Raw genomic sequence first — 16,995 nt, forward strand, 5'->3', positions numbered from 1 at the left:
TGAAACGGTCCCCGGTGAAGCAGGAACCGAACAGCATGGCTGCTGAGTAGCTTTAATCAGCTAGGGGCAGGTATGCGTAGGTTTCGGATAACGGGAGACAAGGCTGGCGCACGCCAGTTTCGGCGCCGTGTGCCATGCCGGGGCGATGCGCGATTAAATCCGCCCGTATGAAACTAAGCTGCGCGGCACATTGCTGACGCGGCTGTGGCTCAGCCTCCTGCCGGCTTAAAGCCCGCCGCCAGCGGATGATGTGCCTGCACCAGCTTTTGCAGCCGCTCCGCCAGAACATGAGTGTAAATCTCGGTGGTGGCGATGTCCGCATGTCCAAGCAGCTTTTGCAGCGCCCGTAAGTCCGCTCCGTGCGCCAGCAAATGCGAGGCGAAGGAATGCCGCAGCACATGCGGGGAGAGCCGTGCGGGGTCCAGCCCGGCATCGATGGCCGCCTGTTTCAGCAGCAGCGCGAAGCCCTGGCGCGTCATGGGTTTCATAATATCTCGCCCGGCGAACAGATAGCGTGCCTTGGCAGGAGAGGAAGCGCGCAGGGCGCTGGCGGCTTGGCGGGCGGCGTCTGACAGCGGGATCATGCGCTCCTTGCCGCCTTTGCCCTTGATGAGCAGCATCATTGCATCCGTGCTGAGGGCGCTGGCGCGCAGAGACAGCATTTCCGTCACGCGCAGCCCGGTGGAGTAGAGAATCTCAAGTCCTGCCACGGCTTTTAAGCCCGGCAGCCCGTCCATGCCGCGCGCGGCTTCCAGCAGGGTGTCCACCTCGCTCTCGCTGAGATATTTAGGCAGGGTCTTGGGCAGTTTGGGTGCGCTTATCTCGGCGGCTGGGTTGTCCTCCCGCGCACCCTCGCGCAGCAGGAATAGAAAAAATTGTTTCAGAGCCGAAAGGCGGCGCGCCTGGGTTCTGGCGGCCATGTCGGAAGCGCCAAGCCACTGCATATAGCGTACAATCTCCGCCGCCCCGGCGCCGGAAAGCGTATTGCCGTTGCCCAGAAAAGCGCTGAAATCCAGCAAATCTGCGCGGTAGGAGTCCAGCGTGTTGGTGGCCGCGCCGCGCTCGGCGGCCAACATCTCCAAAAAGGCATCAAGGCGGGCGTCTGGCTCTAACGTCATGGCACTCTATGTGATAAGCGTCCGCGCCGATGTCACTCAATAGTCAAACAGCCCCGGCGGCGGAACGCAGCATTGTTCTGGTCGGCCTGATGGGCGCAGGTAAGACCGCCATTGGCAAGCGCCTCGCGGCCTTGCTGGGTCTACCTTTTTACGATGCCGACGAAGAAATTGAACGTGCGGCAGGCATGACCATTGCCGAGATTTTCAAAACCCATGGCGAGGCAGCGTTTCGGGCCGGGGAGAAGCGGGTGATCCAGCGCCTGCTCAGCAATGGACGGATTGTGCTGGCCACAGGCGGCGGGGCGTTTATGGATCCGGAAACCCGCGAGGCGATCCGCGTGCGGGCGACTTCCGTCTGGCTGCGTTGCCCGATTCCGGTGCTGGTGCAGCGCACTGCCGGGCGCACCCACCGGCCCTTGCTGAATACGGGCAATCCAGCTGAGATACTGGAAAAACTTTCCGCCGTGCGCAGCCCCGTCTATGCGCTGGCTGATATCATCGTTGACGGATCAGAGGACCCTCCGCACGTGACCACAGCAAATGTCGCCAGCGCCATCGAGACCTACAGCAGCCCGCGCCGCGTGGAGGTCCAGCTTAGCCATTCCAGCTATGACGTGTTGATCGGCGGCGGGTTGCTTGCCAGGGCTGGAGCGCTGATGGCGCCACTATTGCCGCAGTCGCGCTGTTTTATTGTGACGGATGAGCATGTTGCCGAGCTGCATCTGCACACGCTTACCGCCAGCCTGGATGAAGTCGGCATTGCGCATCAGAGCTTCGTCGTGCCGCCGGGGGAGGCGTCCAAGAGCTTTGCTGCCTGGCAAAAGCTGATTGAAGATCTGCTGGCGGCGAGGATCGACCGCAAAACCACCATCATCGCGCTGGGCGGTGGCGTGGTCGGGGATCTGGCCGGTTTTGCCGCCGCCTCGGCCATGCGCGGGGTACCGTTCGTGCAGATTCCCACAACGTTGCTGGCGCAGGTGGATAGCTCCGTGGGCGGCAAAACCGGCATCAACTCCGTCCATGGCAAGAACCTCATTGGCGCGTTTTACCAGCCACTGTTGGTGCTGGCCGATACCGGCGTGCTGGACACGCTGTCACCGCGTGAGCGCGCGGCGGGCTATGCCGAGATCGTGAAAACCGGGCTCATCTCGGATGCGGGTTTTTATAATTGGTGCGAGGCGCACGGCCAGGCGTTGCTGCAAAACGACAAGGACGCGCTGGCCCAGGCGATTGAACATGCGGTGCGGTTCAAAGCCCGCGTGGTGGGGGATGATGAGCGCGAAACAAAGCCGAATGATGGTCGCGCGCTACTGAATCTCGGCCATACTTTTGCGCACGCGCTGGAGGCGGAAACCGGCTATGACGGCCGGCTGCTGCATGGCGAGGCGGTGGCGACGGGGCTGGTTCTTGCCGCGCATCTCTCCGCCGCCTTGGGGCTGGCACCGCAGGAGGACCCGCCGCGTATCGCCCAGCATCTATCAGAAACAGGCTTGCCGGTGCGGATTCAGGCGCTGCCGGCGGACAAGCTGCTGGCACATATGAAGCTGGACAAGAAAAACCGCGGCGGCAAGCTGCATTTTGTGCTGCAGCGGGGTATCGGACGGGCTTTCACCAGCGGTGATGTTCCGGAAGACGCGGTGCGCGCCACATTGCTGGCCAACGGCGCGGTATGACCAGAGTTAAAGTCGCGGAGGTTTCAGCCAGAAGCCCCCGCGACATTTTAAGACTGTGCGTCGGGCGAGAGTACTTCACAACCCGTCGGCCCGCCTGAGAGGCGGTTGCAGGCGTTTACCGCTTCATCGTGTTGAAGGCCCACAAAGCGCGCACGGTATTTGGTACTGCCGCCGGTGTGAATGGTCATCACAACCGGCTGCGCCTTATGGAGAATATTGGCGCCGGTCAGTTCCGCCATGCCAAGCGCGGCCTTGGCGTTGGAGGAGCTGTCATACGCGCCCACCTGAATCCCCCAGCTCGACCCGCCGGACGAGTTGAACGCCACTTGCTCGCGCGGGGGCGTGGCCGCCATCGCGGACGGGATGATCGAGAAGCGGTGCGGGCTGGGAGCCGGGGGCGGAACGGGCAGCGTGTTGCTGGCCAGCACCATGCTGGCCTGCCGGGGCGGCGGTGGCGGCAGGGCGCTGTGCGGCGTGTAAATCGCGGAGGCCATGCGCACCGGCGCAGGCGGCGGCACCGGAAGGGCGGGAGCGCGTGGCGCTTGCACGGGCGGTGCCGGCGGCAGGGACGAAGCCTGCACTGCGGCGGCCTGTTGGGCGCGGGCGCTCTCAATCTGCGCCACCTGGGGCATGATGGAGGATACCGGCACAGAAACCGGCGCGCTGGCTTGCTCCTCCTCCGCCGGTGCAAGGGAAGCGATTTCAACCGGGGCGGAAAGCTGGGACGGGGTTGGTGCTTCTGGCGTGAAACCACGAGGCAGAATCCCGCCATCGCGGCCCATCGGTTCGGTATTCAGTGCTAGCTCATCAGCCGGGGAGCGGTGTTTGGGGTAATAGCCGTCGATATTCGGGGCGATCATCGCCACGTAGTTTTTGGTCTCGTCCGGCAGCGGGCGGTGATAATTTATATAGGAATCCAGCCGCCCGGGCCCGGCATTATACGCCGCGAGGAAGCCTGGTGAGCCGTAAATCTGGTACATTTCATGAATATACGCTGCCCCGGCCATAATATTGTCGAGCGGGTTGAACGGGTCGTTGCCCAGCCCGTAACGCTCGGCCATCTCCTGATAGGTGCCGGGTTCGAGCTGCATCAGTCCCATCGCCCCGGCGGAGGAGACGATGAGATGCCCGCCGCTATATTCGTGCCCGCCGGATTCGACGCGCATGACCTGACGGATCCACATTTGCGGCACGTCGAAATGTTGGGCGGCGATTTTGATATACGGCCCCCACGGGTCGCTCGGTGGACCGGGCGGTTTATAGCTGTGCGACGCGTGGGCCAGATAATAGGCCGTATCCTCACCCGCATAGCGCGAGCCATGACCGCCCGCGCAGGCTGAAAGCAGCGCCAGCCCGGCGCATCCAGCGACAAGACCAGGCTTCAATTTCGCTACTTTCCGAGCGAAGCCGCTGGCCAGAATTCTGGTTGAACCCAAGGTTAGAAGCCTCCACGCAGTCAACCCGCCATCAGCTTACGGTATTTCGCTCAATGATGGCTTAAAAAAGGCGTTATAACCTCTTAAACGAGCATAAAACATGGAGCAAGAAAAACCTGTAACCGGGGCGCTACCGGAATGACGGGCGGGCGTGCTAGCAAGCAATTATGCGCTGTTTATCCGCCATTATGTGTCTTGGGTTTGGTGTGCTCGCGGGCTGCGCGGCGCCGCAGGACGGAGCGCGCTATAGCGCGCAGGGTGTCAGTTATACCGGCAAGGTGTTGGCCGTGCGCGCCGTGGCGGGCGGCCCCGCGACGGCGCGGATTATGCAGGCGCTGGGCCAGCCCAATGACGTGCCACAGCAAGGGGCGCGCGAGATTGTGGTGCAACTGGCCGACGGCTCTGTGAAAACGCTGGTGCCCCCGCCTGGCGTGGCACCCGCCACGTTGGTGCCCGGTAGCCGCGTGGTAATCACGGAAACGCCGCAGATGCGCATCACCGCCCGGTAAAGCGATTATATATGCTTCATGAAAAGCTCAGGGCGTTGATGCCAGACCATGCATCGGCTATCGGCTGCACATGAATATGCTTGCACCGGACTCTGGTCAAACTGGCACAGCCCTGCCCCGGTTTCCTAAGCCGGCCTCCAAGGCGGTTGTTATTGCCGCCTCGCACAGCCTGCGTATGCGGGTTGCCTCCGCTTTTGACGATATCGGGCAGATGCTGCGGCTCTGGTCACTAGTCTGGACGCTCAGCCTGTTCGACATCAAGCTGCGTTATCGAGGGTCGTTGCTGGGGCCGTTCTGGCTCACCCTCTCTACCGGCGTGATGATTGGGGCCATGGGGTTTGTGTATGCCCAACTGTTCCGTCAGGACGTGGCGGGATATCTGCCGTTTCTGGCGACCTCCCTGGTGCTGTGGGGTTTCATCAGCACCATCACGGCGGAGGGCTCGACCTGCCTCTCCGGTGCGGCGAATGCCATACACTCCCAACGCACGCCTCACACCCTGCATGCCGCGCGGGTGATGTTGCGCAATCTGTTCGTGCTGGCCCATAACCTGCCGGTTATCGCGGTAGTGTTCCTGATCTATCCGCCGCATTTTGGCTGGTCTTTGCTTAGCGTGTTGCCCGCGCTGGCGTTATGGACGCTGGATGCCTTTGCCGTGACCCTGCTGCTGGGGCTGATTGGTGCGCGCTTCCGGGATGTGCCGCCGATTGTCGGGAGCATCATGCAGATCGCGTTTTACGTCACGCCGATCATGTGGAGCCCGGACATGCTGATGCATCGCAACGTGGGCTTCGCGCTGGCCTTGATCGACTTCAACCCGTTCTACGGGATGCTGCAAATCCTGCGCGGCCCGCTGTTAGGCCATGCGCTGGACACGGCGGCCTGGGCCAATGCGCTCTGCTACTCGGCTGTGCTGATTGTGCTGTCTCTGCTGTTTTTCGTGCGTGCCCGAGCGCGCGTTCCGTATTGGGTCTGAGTCGTGGCGAAATTACAGATCGAAAATGTCTCTGTCTCGTTTCCGCTTTATCACGGAGAAAGCCGCAGTCTAAAGAAAACTGTGTTTGCCGCCGCCTCCGGGCGGATGGGGCAGGATTCCAAACACCGTATCACCGTGGAGGCACTGCGGGATGTGTCCTTCGCGTTAGGCACGGGGGACAGGCTGGGCTTTATAGGCTCCAACGGAGCAGGCAAGACCACGCTGCTGCGTACCATGGCGGGCATTTATGAGCCGGTGAACGGGAAGATTACCATTGAAGGCCGGGTGACGGCACTTCTGGACCCCGGCCAGGGCATGAATTTCGAACTGACCGGGAACGAGAATATCCGTCTGCGCGCGTTGTTCTCGGGCTATTCGGAAGCGCAGATCAAGAAGTTGCAAGAGGATGTGGCGCAATTCGCGGATCTGGGCGAGTTTCTTAGCCTGCCGGTGCGGACCTATTCGTCCGGCATGGTGGTGCGGCTCGGCTTTGCACTGGCCACCGCCATTCATCCGCAGATTCTGCTGATGGATGAGTGGATTCTTGCGGGCGACGCGGCGTTTTTGGGCAAGGCGCGGGAGCGGCTGGAAACAATGGTCGGCAGTGCAGAGATTCTGGTGCTCTCCTCCCATAATCCGGCCATTCTGATGCAATGGTGCAACCGGCTGATCTGGATGGAAGGCGGGCGCATCAGGATGGATGGCGCGCCGGAGGAAATTCTCGCCGCCTATTTGCCCCCGGACCAGTTTCAGCAGGCTAAGGCGGCGGCTGAACAAGTGGCGGCGGCCTGAACTATGGCTCGCATCGCCTATGTGAATGGGCGTTATGTAAAGCTGGCTGAGGCCAGTGTGAATATCGAGGATCGCGGCTATCAGTTTGGCGATGGCATCTACGAGGTGTTTTACGCTTATCACGGCCGGTTGATTGACGAGGCGCTGCATTTTGCGCGCCTGACCCGTAGCCGGGGCGAGATTGGGCTGGCGGCGCCGATGAGCGATGCAGCCCTGCGGGTGGTGATTCAGGAACTCATGCGCCGCAACCGGGTGGGGACGGGGCTGATTTATCTGCAGCTCACACGCGGCGTGGCGCCACGGGACCATGCGTTTCCAGCCGCGCGACGTCCCGCTTTGACCATGACCGTGCGCCCCAAGCCCGCCCCGCCCGAAGGACTCGCTGGCTGGCACGCTGCCGCCATTACCCTGCCAGATGAACGTTGGGGCCGGTGCGATATCAAATCCATCAACCTGCTGCCCAATGCCCTGGCGCGCGAGGCGGCGAAACAGGCCGGAGCGCTGGAAGCGATCTTGTTCGACACAACAGGCATGGTGACGGAAGGCGCGTCGAGTTCCATCTGGATTGTAGGCGCCGATAATGTACTGCGCACCCGCGCACTGGACCAGCGCGTGCTGCCCGGCTGCACCCGCGCGGCCTTGCTGGCGGACGTAGCGGCGGAGGGCGTGACGTTCCGCGAGGAAGGGTTTTCAGTGGAAGCGCTGCGCGGGGCTCGGGAGGTGTTCATGACCAGCGCGACCTCCTTCGTGAAGCCCATCACGCGGCTGGATGGCGCGCCCGTGGGCAACGGCGCGCCAGGGCTTGTGGCCAGCCGGCTTTACACGCGCTATCTGGCCCGGCTGAAGGAGCAGGGCGCCGATGTATAACCCGCCCGCCTTTGCTGAAACCCGAGATGAGGCGCTGCACGCCATCATGTGCGCTTCCTCTTTGCCGGTGCTGGTCTCGCCCGCGCGTGGCGGCGGCCTGCTGGCCACGCATCTGCCGCTTTTGTTCCAGGCGCCGGACAGGCTGGTCGGCCATGTGGCGAAGGGCAATTTCCATTGGCGGGATTTTGACCCGGCGCAGGACTCACTGGCGGTCTTCACGGCGGCGGAAGGGTATGTCAGCCCCTCCTGGTATCCCGCCAAGGAGGAGCATGGCCGGGTGGTGCCTACCTGGAATTACAGCGTGGTCCATGCCACTGGGCGGCTTTCCATCGTGGAAGCGCCTGAGCCGTTGCTGGAGATTGTAACGGCCCTGACCAACCGGCATGAGCAAGGCCGGGCGCACCCCTGGGCGGTGTCTGACGCGCCGGACGATTACATTGCGGCGCAGTTGAAGGGCATTGTTGGGCTGGTGCTGACCATCACTAAGCTGGAAGGCAAGGCGAAGCTCAGCCAGAACCGCAGCCAAGCCGACCAGGATGGCGTGATCGCCGGAGCGGCGCGGGTAAACCCCGCTCTGGCGGATTCCATGAAGCGCCGCCGCTAGACAGCCTCCTCTTTAGCCTTGTGGGCGCGGGCAGGGCGGTGCGTCACCCCGCCGGTATTGAACCTGGCCAGCAGGCGGGAGATGTTTTCAGCATCGTGCTCCAGGGTTAGGCTGGCGGCGGCGGCTTCCTCGGCCATGGCGGCGTTGGCCTGGGTCATTTGGTCCATCTGGTTAACCGCGCTGTTTACCTGACCCAACCCGGCTGATTGCTCCTGCGCGCTGGCGGTGGCGGCCCCGACGGCGTTGTCGATCTCAAGCACATGCCCGGCGATAAGCGCCTTAATCTCCTTCGCGGCTTCGGCGGAGCGCTGGGCCAGGGCACGCACCTCCGTGGCGACCACGGCGAAGCCGCGCCCGGCAGCACCCGCGCGGGCGGCCTCCACCCCGGCATTGAGGGCAAGCAGATTGGTCTGGAAGGCGATCTCGTCAATCACGCCGATAATGTTGGCTATCTTCACGGAGCTGTCGTCAATCTTGCCCATGGCCAGCACGGCCTTGCCCGCGACCTGGCCGGAGCTTTCAGTATCCCCGCGCGCCTTGCCCGCCATGGCGCGCATGCGGTGCGCGATCTCGGCGGATTTACGCACGGTGGTGGTAATTTCCTCCAGCGCCGCGGCGGTTTCCTCCAGGCTGGCTGCTTGGCGTTCAGCCCGTTGTGAAAGCTGCCCCGCGGATTCGTTGACCGCCGCCGATGTTTGCAGAATGCTTTCGGCCGAAATAGAAATATCCCGCATCGTGGCCTGAAAGGCGGCCGCGGCGTTGTTGAAATCCCCGCGCAGCCTGTCGATGGAGGGGATCAGAGGGCGGCTGAGGCGCGTTTGCAGATTGCCCTTGGCCAGCTCCTCCAGCCCTTGGCCGATTTGCTGAATATTTTCCATGCGCTCGGAAAGGTCCGTGGCGAATTTGACGATTTTCACCACTTGCCCCTTTGCGTTGAACACGGGGTTATAGCTCGCCTGCAACCAGATATCCCTCCCGCCTTTGCCGATGCGGTGATAATCGGCCGAGAAAAAATCGCCGTCGTTCAGCCTTTGCCAGAATTGCGCGTAATCCGGGCTGGCGGCGAAGTCGGGCTCCACGAACATGCGGTGATGCTGGCCTTTAGTCTCCTCCAGCCGGTAGCCGACGGTGGCGAGGAAATTCTCATTCGCCTCCAGAATCGGGCCGTCCGGCTTGAAGCTGATCACCGCCTGGGAACGGTAGATGGCGTTGAGGATGACGAGATCCTCCGCCGCTTTTTCGTGTGGCTGCGTGATGTCCAGTGCCAGCTTGACGACTTTCTTAACCTTGCTGTTGCGCCCGCGGACCGGGGTATATAGGACGCGTTGAGCCATAAATCCCGCCCGGCTTTATCCACTCGATGATATTGGCCGGTGGTGAAGGTGCCGTTGGCGAGCTTGTCCCAGAAGGCGGCATATTCGGGGCTGTCGGCGGCTTTGGGGGGCATGAGAATGCGGTGATGCTGCCCCACCAGTTCCGCCAGCCTGTAGCCGGTCGTTTCCAGAAAGAGCCTGTTAGCGTCCAGAATAATGCCCTGGTGGGTGAATTCGATAACGGCGAAACTGTTGCGTACGGCACGGAAGGTTTGGGAGTCTTGGATGAGTTTGAGCGGGTTTGGAGCAAGCATGGGTATGGCCTCTTCCCGCATATGATTTTGTCTGGATAGGCGGGCGTCTGTTAATTCGAGGTTAATGGCGGGCAAACAAAAAACCCGGCAGCTTGCGCTGCCGGGCCGGATCCGTTCCCTTTGCGGGGAAGGATTAGTCTTCGGTCTGCTGGTTGCGGCGGCGGATGGCCGCACCCAGAATGTCGCCCAGTGAGGCGCCAGAGTCGGAGGAGCCGTACTCGGAGATCGCCTGCTTGTCTTCGTCGATCTCTTTGCCCTTGATGGTCAACTGCAGCTTGCGGGCCGCGCGGTCCACCGCGGTGATCTTGGCATCGACCTTGTCGCCCACGCCAAAGCGCTCGGGACGCTGCTCGGCCTTGTCGCGCGCCAACTCGGCACGGCGGATGAAGCCGGTCAGCACGTCGTCCACCTTCACCTCGATGCCGTTGGACTGCACGGCGGTGACCACGCAGGTGACGACCTGGTTTTTGTGGATACGGTCCAGCACGCCAGCGGCCGGGTCGACCTCAAGCTGTTTGATGCCCAGAGAGATGCGCTCCTTCTCGACATCCACGTCCAGCACCTTGGCCTTGACCAAATCGCCCTTGTTGTACTTGGCGATCGCCTGCTCGCCGGTCTCTTCCCAGGAGAGGTCGGACATGTGGATCATGCCGTCGATCTCCGGGCCGACCGCGATGAACAGGCCGAACTCGGTGATGTTGCGAATCTCGCCCTCCACGATGGAGCCGATCGGGTGCTCATCCTGGAACTCTTCCCACGGGTTGCGCTGCACCTGCTTCAAGCCCAGCGAGATGCGGCGCTTGGAGGCGTCGACATCCAGCACAACCACTTCCACTTCCTGAGAGGTGGCAACAATCTTGCCCGGATGGGCATTCTTCTTGGTCCAGGACATTTCGGAAACGTGCACCAGACCTTCGACGCCCGGCTCCAGCTCCACGAAAGCACCATAATCGGTGATGTTGGTGACGCGGCCGGTGACCTTGATTCCGGGCGGGTACTTGAATTCCACGCCTTCCCACGGATCAGCCTCAAGCTGCTTCATGCCCAGCGAGATGCGCTGGGTGTCGGCATTGAAGCGGATCACCTGCACCTTGACCGGTTGGCCGATGGTCAGCGCCTCGGCCGGGTGATTGATGCGCTTCCAGGCGATGTCGGTCACGTGCAGCAGGCCATCGACACCGCCCAGGTCCACGAACGCACCGTAATCGGTGATGTTCTTGACCACGCCGTCGAGGATCTGACCTTCCTTCAGGCCGGTGATCAGCTCGGAGCGCTGCTCCGCACGTGTTTCTTCCAGCACTGCGCGGCGGGACACGACGATGTTGCCGCGCTGGCGGTCCATCTTCAGAATCTGGAAGGGCTGGGCCACGCCCATCAGGGGGGCAACATCGCGCACGGGGCGGATATCGACCTGGGAGCCGGGCAAGAACGCCGTGGCGCCGCCGAGGTCGACGGTGAAACCGCCCTTGACGCGGCCATGGATCACGCCGTTCACGCGGGTCTGGACTTCGAACGCTTTTTCAAGCTGGGTCCAGCTTTCCTCGCGGCGGGCCTTCTCGCGGGACAGCACCATCGCGCCGTCCTTGTCCTCGTAACGCTCGATGAACAGGTCGTATACGTCGCCGGGGTTCACCTCGGGCTTGGCACCGACAGGGGCGAACTCGCGCAGCGGCACGCGGCCTTCGGACTTCAGTCCGACATCGACAATCACGAAATCATCGTCAATGCGCAGCACGCGGCCGGTAATGACGGAACCTTCAAAACCAGTATTGCTGCCGAGGGAAGCGTCGAGCAGGGCGGCAAAATCGTCGGCACCGGTGTAGGCGGGCGCGTCCGAGTGACGGAGGGCAGTGGAAGAAGCCATGTGGCTGAATATGTCCTTGAAAAACGGACCAAGTTTGGCCCGGTTTGGGTGTGCGCGGCCTAAACTTCAGGCAACGACTAGAGCATCCCGAGCTTAACCAGGGATGTCCGGTTGAGAGATGCGAAGTTGTTTAGACCCGATGGCCAATAAGTCAAGAAAAACCGCCGAAATTTATGGTTTTTGTCATTCCGTGCGGGCGCGGGCGCGCGGGACGCCATCGTCAGGCTTCATGTTCGTGGATTAGCTGCTATAAGCCGGACGCGATGACACATCTCCGCTCCGGCCTCGTCCGCCTGTCCCTGCTTGCCCTTGGCCTTGCCCTGGCCTCTTGTTCAAGCTCCTCCAAAAGTGATGCGTCGCTGGGGGACTTTGCCAGCGGCGCCCTGCCGCCGCCGGGGCAGGCTTACGCCACCGCCGTCGGGCGGATGCAGAAGGGCGATTACGATATCGCGGTGAAGGATTTCAACGCGCTGCAGGAGACCTATCCGTACTCCACCTGGTCCACCCACGCGGAAATCCTGACGGCATATTCGCAGTATAAGCAAATGAATTACGATGACGCGATCAGCACGCTGAACCGTTTCATCCAGCTGCACCCCGAAAATAGCGAGGTCGCTTACGCCTACTACCTGAAATCGCTCTGTTATTACGAGCAGATTGATGGCGTGCAGCGCGACCAGACCAGCACCTATGAGGCCATTCAGGCCCTGCAGGACGTGGTGTCCCGCTTCCCGAACAGCGCCTATGCCCGCGATGCACGTATCAAGATGCGCTTGGCCTATAACCGCCTCGCCGGGCACGATATGTCGATTGGCCGTTATTACGAAAAGCAGCATCTGTACGCCGCCGCCATCGGCCGGTATCAGGAGGTTTCGAACACCTATCAGACCACCACCTACGCCCCCGAAGCGCTGGAACGTATGGTTGAGGTGTATCTGGATCTCGGTCTGACCGACCCGGCTCTGCGCACTGCCTCGGTGCTTGGGTATAATTATCCTGGTAGCTCCTGGTACGAGGCCGCTTATGATCACCTGAAATCCAAAGGGCTGGTGAATAAAGCGGACGAGGCTGACGCCAATGGCGACAAAGTCGCCATGGCGAAGCCCGTTGAGCCTAAGCATCCTTGGTACTGGCCATTCTGACACAGCAATGCTGAATAGCCTCTCGATCCGCGATGTGGTGCTGATCGAGCGGCTCGATCTGCATTTTGCCGCCGGGCTGACGGCGCTTACGGGTGAAACAGGTGCCGGTAAGTCTATCTTGCTGGACAGTCTGGGTCTCGCTTTGGGCGCCCGCGCCGATTCCGGGCTGATCCGAGCCGGTGCCGCGCAGGCCGTAGTGGCTGCCAGCTTCTCGGCCGAATCCACACATCCCGTGCATGGTCTGCTGGCCGAGCAGGGGCTCGATTCGGGCGGAGAAATTCTGGTGCGGCGTATCGTCACGCGGGATGGCCGCTCCCGCGCCCTGGTGAACGATCAGCCGGTGAGTGTCGCGTTCCTGAAAAGCCTTACCGCGCTGTTGATCGAGGTGCAGGGTCAGCATGAGCAGGTGGGGCTGGCGGACCCGGCGCATCATATCGCGCTGTTGGATGCGTTTGGCGTACCGGAGGCCAAGCGCGCGGAGGTTGTTGCCGCGTATAGATCCTGGCGGGATTCCGCCGCCCGCCTGGCGGAGGCGGAACGCCGGATTGAGGAAACCGCCAAGGAGGAAGAGTTTCTCCGCCATGCGGCATCCGAGCTGGAGCAGCTGGCTCCGGTTGAAGGTGAGGAGGAGGCTTTGGCCGCCGAGCGTCTGCGCTTGCAGGCGGGCGAACGCCGAGCCGAGGCCATTGCAAGCGCCATGACTGAGCTGCGGCCCAAGGACCGGCGCAAGGATGGCCCCGCCGCCGCCTTGCGTGCGGCGGCGCGGGCGGTGGCGCGCATTACCGTGCCCGCTGGCCATGTAAACCCCGCTGGCCCGGCTATGGCGGCTATTGAGCGCGCCGAGATTGCTCTGGCCGAGGCAGAGGATTTTCTGGAGCGTCTGGCAGCCTCCGAGGAAGATGACCCGCGCGCTTTGGAAGCCACGGAGGAACGGCTGTTCGCCCTGCGCGCCGCCGCCCGCAAGCATGGTGTGCCGGTGTCGGAATTGCCAGCCTTTTTCCGGGAGCTGCGCGCGCGGCTGGTGGCGCTGGAAAGCGGTGTGGCGGACATTGTCGCCCTCACCACGGAAACCGCGCGGCTGCGGGGCGTATATGTCGAGAAAGCCGCCAGCCTCTCGGACCAGCGCGCCCGCGCGGCGGCCAGGCTGGAAAAAGCCATTGGCGCTGAACTGCAGCCGTTAAAGTTGGAACGCGCCCGCTTTGTAGTGGAGCGCGCGATGCTGCCGGAGCCGCAATGGGGTCCGCGCGGGGCGGATGCCATACGGTTCCTTATTGCCACCAATCCGGGCGAGGAGCCTGGTGCGTTGGACAAAATCGCCTCCGGCGGCGAACTCTCCCGCTTGATGTTGGCGATGAAAGTGGTGCTCTCCGCCGGGGCGGATAACGAGACGCTGATTTTTGACGAGGTCGATTCCGGCATTGGCGGCGCCACGGCGGCGGCGGTAGGCGAGCGTCTGGCCCGTGTGGCGGAAGATGTGCAGGTGCTGGTGGTCACTCACTCCCCGCAAGTGGCCGCCCGTGCGGCGGCGCAGATGCGGGTACAGAAACGTGAATCCGCTGGCCGTGCCGTGACCGAGGTGAAGATTTTGACCGAGGCCGAACGCCGCGAGGAAATTGCACGTATGCTCTCTGGCGAGAGCGTGACCGAGGCTGCAAGGCAGGCCGCCGAGAGCCTGTTGACGAGATGAACGACAAAGACAAACTCAACGCGCTGCTGGCGCAAATTGAAGCTGCCAACACTGCCTACCACGAACATGACGCGCCGGAGATTACCGACGCGGCCTATGATTCCCTGCGCCGAGAAGCAGAGGCGATTTTGGCCGCCCACCCGGACTGGCGCGGCCAAGCCAAGGCGCTGACGCAGGTGGGCGCCAAGCCCGCCTCGGGCTTTCGGAAGGTCATCCACCGCACGCCCATGCTCTCCTTGGATAACGTATTCGATGAGGTGGAGTTTGAGGATTTCATTGCCCGGATCAGGCGGTTTCTGGGCTTGAAGGATGAGGCGCTGGAGTTTGTCGCCGAGCCGAAGATGGATGGACTTTCGATCTCCCTGACCTACGAGAACCGCTTATTCGTTCGTGCCGCCACCCGTGGCGACGGGACAGAAGGCGAGGATGTCACCGCCAATATCCTCACCCTGGCCAGCCTGCCCCGGGAATTGCCGCATGACGCGCCGGATTTCATTGAGATCCGCGGCGAGGTTTATATGTCCAAGGCGGATTTTCTGGCGCTGAATGAATCGCAGGCGCGGCAGTTCGCCAATCCGCGTAATGCGGCGGCGGGCAGCTTGCGGCAGTTGGATCCCTCCATCACCGCTAAGCGTAAACTCTCTTTGTTTGCTTACGCGCAGGGGGAAGCCTCCGTTCCCGTAGCGCAAACCCATTGGGATTATCTGGCAACGCTGAAACGCTGGGGGTTTGCCGTGAACCCACTCTCCCGGCTGGTGAAGGAAGGCGGGACCGAGCTCTTCCAGGCCGAGATGGGGGCCGAACGCGCCGCGCTGCCTTACGATATTGATGGCGTAGTCTATAAAGTGAACGATCTTGCCTTGCAGAACCGGCTTGGCTTTGTGGGCCGTGCGCCGCGCTGGGCCGTGGCTTGGAAATTTCCCGCCGAAAAGGCCAGCACAGTTCTGGAGGATATCGAGATCCAGGTGGGCCGCACCGGTGCGCTCACGCCGCGCGCGCGGCTGAAGCCGGTGAATGTCGGCGGTGTGCTGGTCACCTACGCCACGCTACATAATGAGGACGAGATCGCCCGCAAGGATGTGCGGATTGGTGACACGGTCGAGCTTCAGCGCGCGGGCGATGTGATTCCGCAAATTCTCGGCGTGCTGAAACGCGGCGCACATACGCATCCGTTCAAATTCCCAGACCATTGCCCGGTTTGCGGGTCGCTGGCAGTGCGGGTGGATGACGATGTGGTGCGCCGCTGTACCGGCGGGCTTACCTGCCCGGCACAGGTGGTGGAGCGGCTGATTCATTTCTGCGCGCGCGGCGCGTTCGATATTGAGGGCATGGGCGAAAAGACGGTGCGGGAATTCCACGATGCCGGGCTGCTGCACGGGGCAGCGGATATTTTCAGCCTGCCCGCGCATGAGGCGGAAATCGCCAGACGCGAAGGCTGGGGCGAACTGTCCGCCGCCAAGCTCTCAGCTGCCATTGCCGCGAGGCGGGAGATCGGGCTGGCGCGGTTTATCTTCGCGCTGGGCATAAGGCGGATCGGGGAGAATAATGCCAAGCTGCTCGCCCGGCATTACGGCTCCTACACCCATTGGAAAGAGGCGATGCTGGCGGCGCAGGTCATTGGCTCCGATGCGCGGCTGGAACTGGGCTCCATTTCCGGAATCGGCCCCGCCATCGCGCAGGACTTACTGTCTTTTTTTGCCGAGTCGCATAACCTCGCCACGCTGGAACGGCTGGAGGCTGAGGTGAGGGTACAGGATGAGGAAGCTGCCGCCGCCATCGACTCACCGCTGGCAGGCAAGGTGATGGTGTTCACCGGCACGCTCTCCATGGCCCGGCTCGAGGCCAAGGCCCGCGCAGAGGCGCTGGGGGCGAAAGTGACAGAGTCCGTCTCGAAAAAAACCGACTATGTGGTAGTGGGGGAGGATGCGGGCTCCAAAGCCAAGAAAGCGGCTGATCTGGGCATCACCATTTTGTCGGAGCAGGCATTCCGGGATATGGCCGGGCTGTAAGAGAAAAGGAGAGGGGGGTGGAGCAGGCGATATCGGCGTTTCTTCTGGCCTTCACGGCCCTGTTCTCGATTCTCAACCCGCTCGGCAGCGCCATTATCTTTCACGATGTCGCGGGCGAGCACAGCAGCATGCAGAAACAGGCGCTTGCCAAACGCGTGGCGGCCTATTCCTGCGTGGTCATGCTCTGCGCCCTGCTGGCGGGTACTTACATCCTGAATTTCTTTGGCATCTCGATGAATGCGCTGCGGATCGCGGGCGGTATCGTGGTTTCCGTGCGCGCTTATGAAATGCTGAATGTGCCAGACAGCTCCACCAAGCGTAAACAAAGAGACGCCGCACCGGTAAACGAGGCCAGTGACGAGGATCTGGCCAGTTATGCCTTTTTCCCGCTGACGCTGCCTTTTACCGCCGGACCGGGGACCATCGCGGTGACCATTTCGCTCGCGGCGGCGCGGCCGGACAAGCTGACCGCCTCCGGGCTATTTTATCTGGGCGAGGCGCTGGCGGTAATGGCCAATTCAGCCATCATCTGGGCTAGCTACAGTGCCTCGGACCGAATGGTGCGGGTGCTGGGCCATTCCGGGCAGATGGTGGTCTCGCGACTGGTGGCGTTTCTGCTGTTCGGCATTGGGGTGCAGATCGCCATTACCGGTCTGGTGCCTGTATTGCACCAGGCGCTGGCCGGGTAAGC

The 16,995-nt window shown here is 62.3% G+C and carries 14 protein-coding genes and 1 pseudogene; 10 read left to right on the forward strand and 5 right to left on the reverse strand.

Features of this window, described 5'->3' with window-relative positions; translation table 11 throughout:
* Positions 1-209 precede the first annotated feature (209 nt).
* Complete coding sequence (locus BUB54_RS07045; protein ID WP_048877312.1) at positions 210-1,118, reverse strand: site-specific tyrosine recombinase XerD; 909 nt, start codon at positions 1,116-1,118, stop codon at positions 210-212.
* Positions 1,119-1,147: 29 nt separating this feature from the next.
* On the opposite strand from BUB54_RS07045, the gene aroB reads away from it, so the two are divergent.
* Entirely contained in the window at positions 1,148-2,791 is a 1,644-nt protein-coding gene (aroB, locus tag BUB54_RS07050; protein ID WP_048877311.1) for a 3-dehydroquinate synthase, read from the forward strand.
* A gap of 47 nt (positions 2,792-2,838) precedes the next feature.
* Here aroB and BUB54_RS07055 read toward each other — a convergent pair whose 3' ends face one another.
* Positions 2,839-4,227: a lytic transglycosylase domain-containing protein gene (locus BUB54_RS07055; protein ID WP_048877310.1), complete on the reverse strand. Its 1,389-nt coding sequence runs from the start codon at positions 4,225-4,227 to the stop codon at positions 2,839-2,841.
* Positions 4,228-4,394: 167 nt separating this feature from the next.
* Here BUB54_RS07055 and BUB54_RS07060 point away from each other — a divergent pair, with 167 nt between their 5' ends.
* The 5 genes from BUB54_RS07060 to BUB54_RS07080 all read left to right on the forward strand — a co-directional run bounded on the left by BUB54_RS07060 (position 4,395) and on the right by BUB54_RS07080 (position 7,975).
* Positions 4,395-4,736, forward strand: coding sequence for a hypothetical protein (locus BUB54_RS07060; RefSeq protein WP_048877309.1), 342 nt, complete (start codon positions 4,395-4,397; stop codon positions 4,734-4,736).
* A gap of 70 nt (positions 4,737-4,806) precedes the next feature.
* Positions 4,807-5,712 (forward strand): ABC transporter permease, encoded by a 906-nt coding sequence (locus tag BUB54_RS07065; protein WP_052948269.1) that lies wholly within the window; start codon positions 4,807-4,809, stop codon positions 5,710-5,712.
* Positions 5,713-5,715: 3 nt separating this feature from the next.
* Entirely contained in the window at positions 5,716-6,504 is a 789-nt protein-coding gene (locus tag BUB54_RS07070; protein ID WP_048877308.1) for an ABC transporter ATP-binding protein, read from the forward strand.
* A 3-nt stretch (positions 6,505-6,507) separates the two neighbouring features.
* On the forward strand, positions 6,508-7,371 hold the full coding sequence (locus BUB54_RS07075; RefSeq protein ID WP_048877307.1) for a D-amino-acid transaminase: 864 nt from the start codon (positions 6,508-6,510) through the stop codon (positions 7,369-7,371).
* A complete protein-coding gene (locus BUB54_RS07080; RefSeq protein ID WP_048877306.1) occupies positions 7,364-7,975 on the forward strand; it encodes an FMN-binding negative transcriptional regulator in 612 nt (203 codons plus the stop codon). The genes BUB54_RS07075 and BUB54_RS07080 overlap by 8 nt, the downstream gene beginning before the upstream one ends.
* Here the strand turns inward: BUB54_RS07080 and BUB54_RS07085 are convergent.
* From BUB54_RS07085 to rpsA, 3 genes and pseudogenes are all read right to left on the reverse strand, one after another.
* Positions 7,972-9,309 (reverse strand): methyl-accepting chemotaxis protein, encoded by a 1,338-nt coding sequence (locus BUB54_RS07085; protein WP_199444639.1) that lies wholly within the window; start codon positions 9,307-9,309, stop codon positions 7,972-7,974. The two genes, BUB54_RS07080 and BUB54_RS07085, sit on opposite strands and share 4 nt — an antisense overlap.
* Positions 9,310-9,338: 29 nt before the next feature.
* Positions 9,339-9,623, reverse strand: a pseudogene (locus BUB54_RS21425) (PAS domain S-box protein); the annotation flags it as partial.
* A gap of 112 nt (positions 9,624-9,735) precedes the next feature.
* Positions 9,736-11,466: a 30S ribosomal protein S1 gene (rpsA, locus tag BUB54_RS07090; protein ID WP_048877305.1), complete on the reverse strand. Its 1,731-nt coding sequence runs from the start codon at positions 11,464-11,466 to the stop codon at positions 9,736-9,738.
* 263 nt (positions 11,467-11,729) lie between these two features.
* On the opposite strand from rpsA, the gene BUB54_RS07095 reads away from it, so the two are divergent.
* From BUB54_RS07095 to BUB54_RS07110, 4 genes are read left to right on the forward strand one after another with little or no spacing between them, the layout of a single operon-like run.
* Positions 11,730-12,608: an outer membrane protein assembly factor BamD gene (locus BUB54_RS07095; protein WP_052948268.1), complete on the forward strand. Its 879-nt coding sequence runs from the start codon at positions 11,730-11,732 to the stop codon at positions 12,606-12,608.
* A gap of 7 nt (positions 12,609-12,615) precedes the next feature.
* The gene (gene recN / locus BUB54_RS07100) at positions 12,616-14,295 is read left to right on the forward strand and encodes a DNA repair protein RecN (protein WP_048877304.1); all 1,680 of its coding nucleotides are present in this window, start codon (positions 12,616-12,618) and stop codon (positions 14,293-14,295) included.
* Entirely contained in the window at positions 14,292-16,304 is a 2,013-nt protein-coding gene (ligA, locus tag BUB54_RS07105; protein WP_048877303.1) for an NAD-dependent DNA ligase LigA, read from the forward strand. The genes recN and ligA overlap by 4 nt, the downstream gene beginning before the upstream one ends.
* A 17-nt stretch (positions 16,305-16,321) precedes the next feature.
* Complete coding sequence (locus BUB54_RS07110) at positions 16,322-16,993, forward strand: MarC family NAAT transporter (protein ID WP_048877302.1); 672 nt, start codon at positions 16,322-16,324, stop codon at positions 16,991-16,993.
* The last annotated feature ends 2 nt before the right edge of the window (positions 16,994-16,995 follow it).

This window comes from Acidocella aminolytica 101 = DSM 11237 (genome assembly GCF_900129125.1).
Lineage (GTDB): Bacteria > Pseudomonadota > Alphaproteobacteria > Acetobacterales > Acetobacteraceae > Acidocella > Acidocella aminolytica.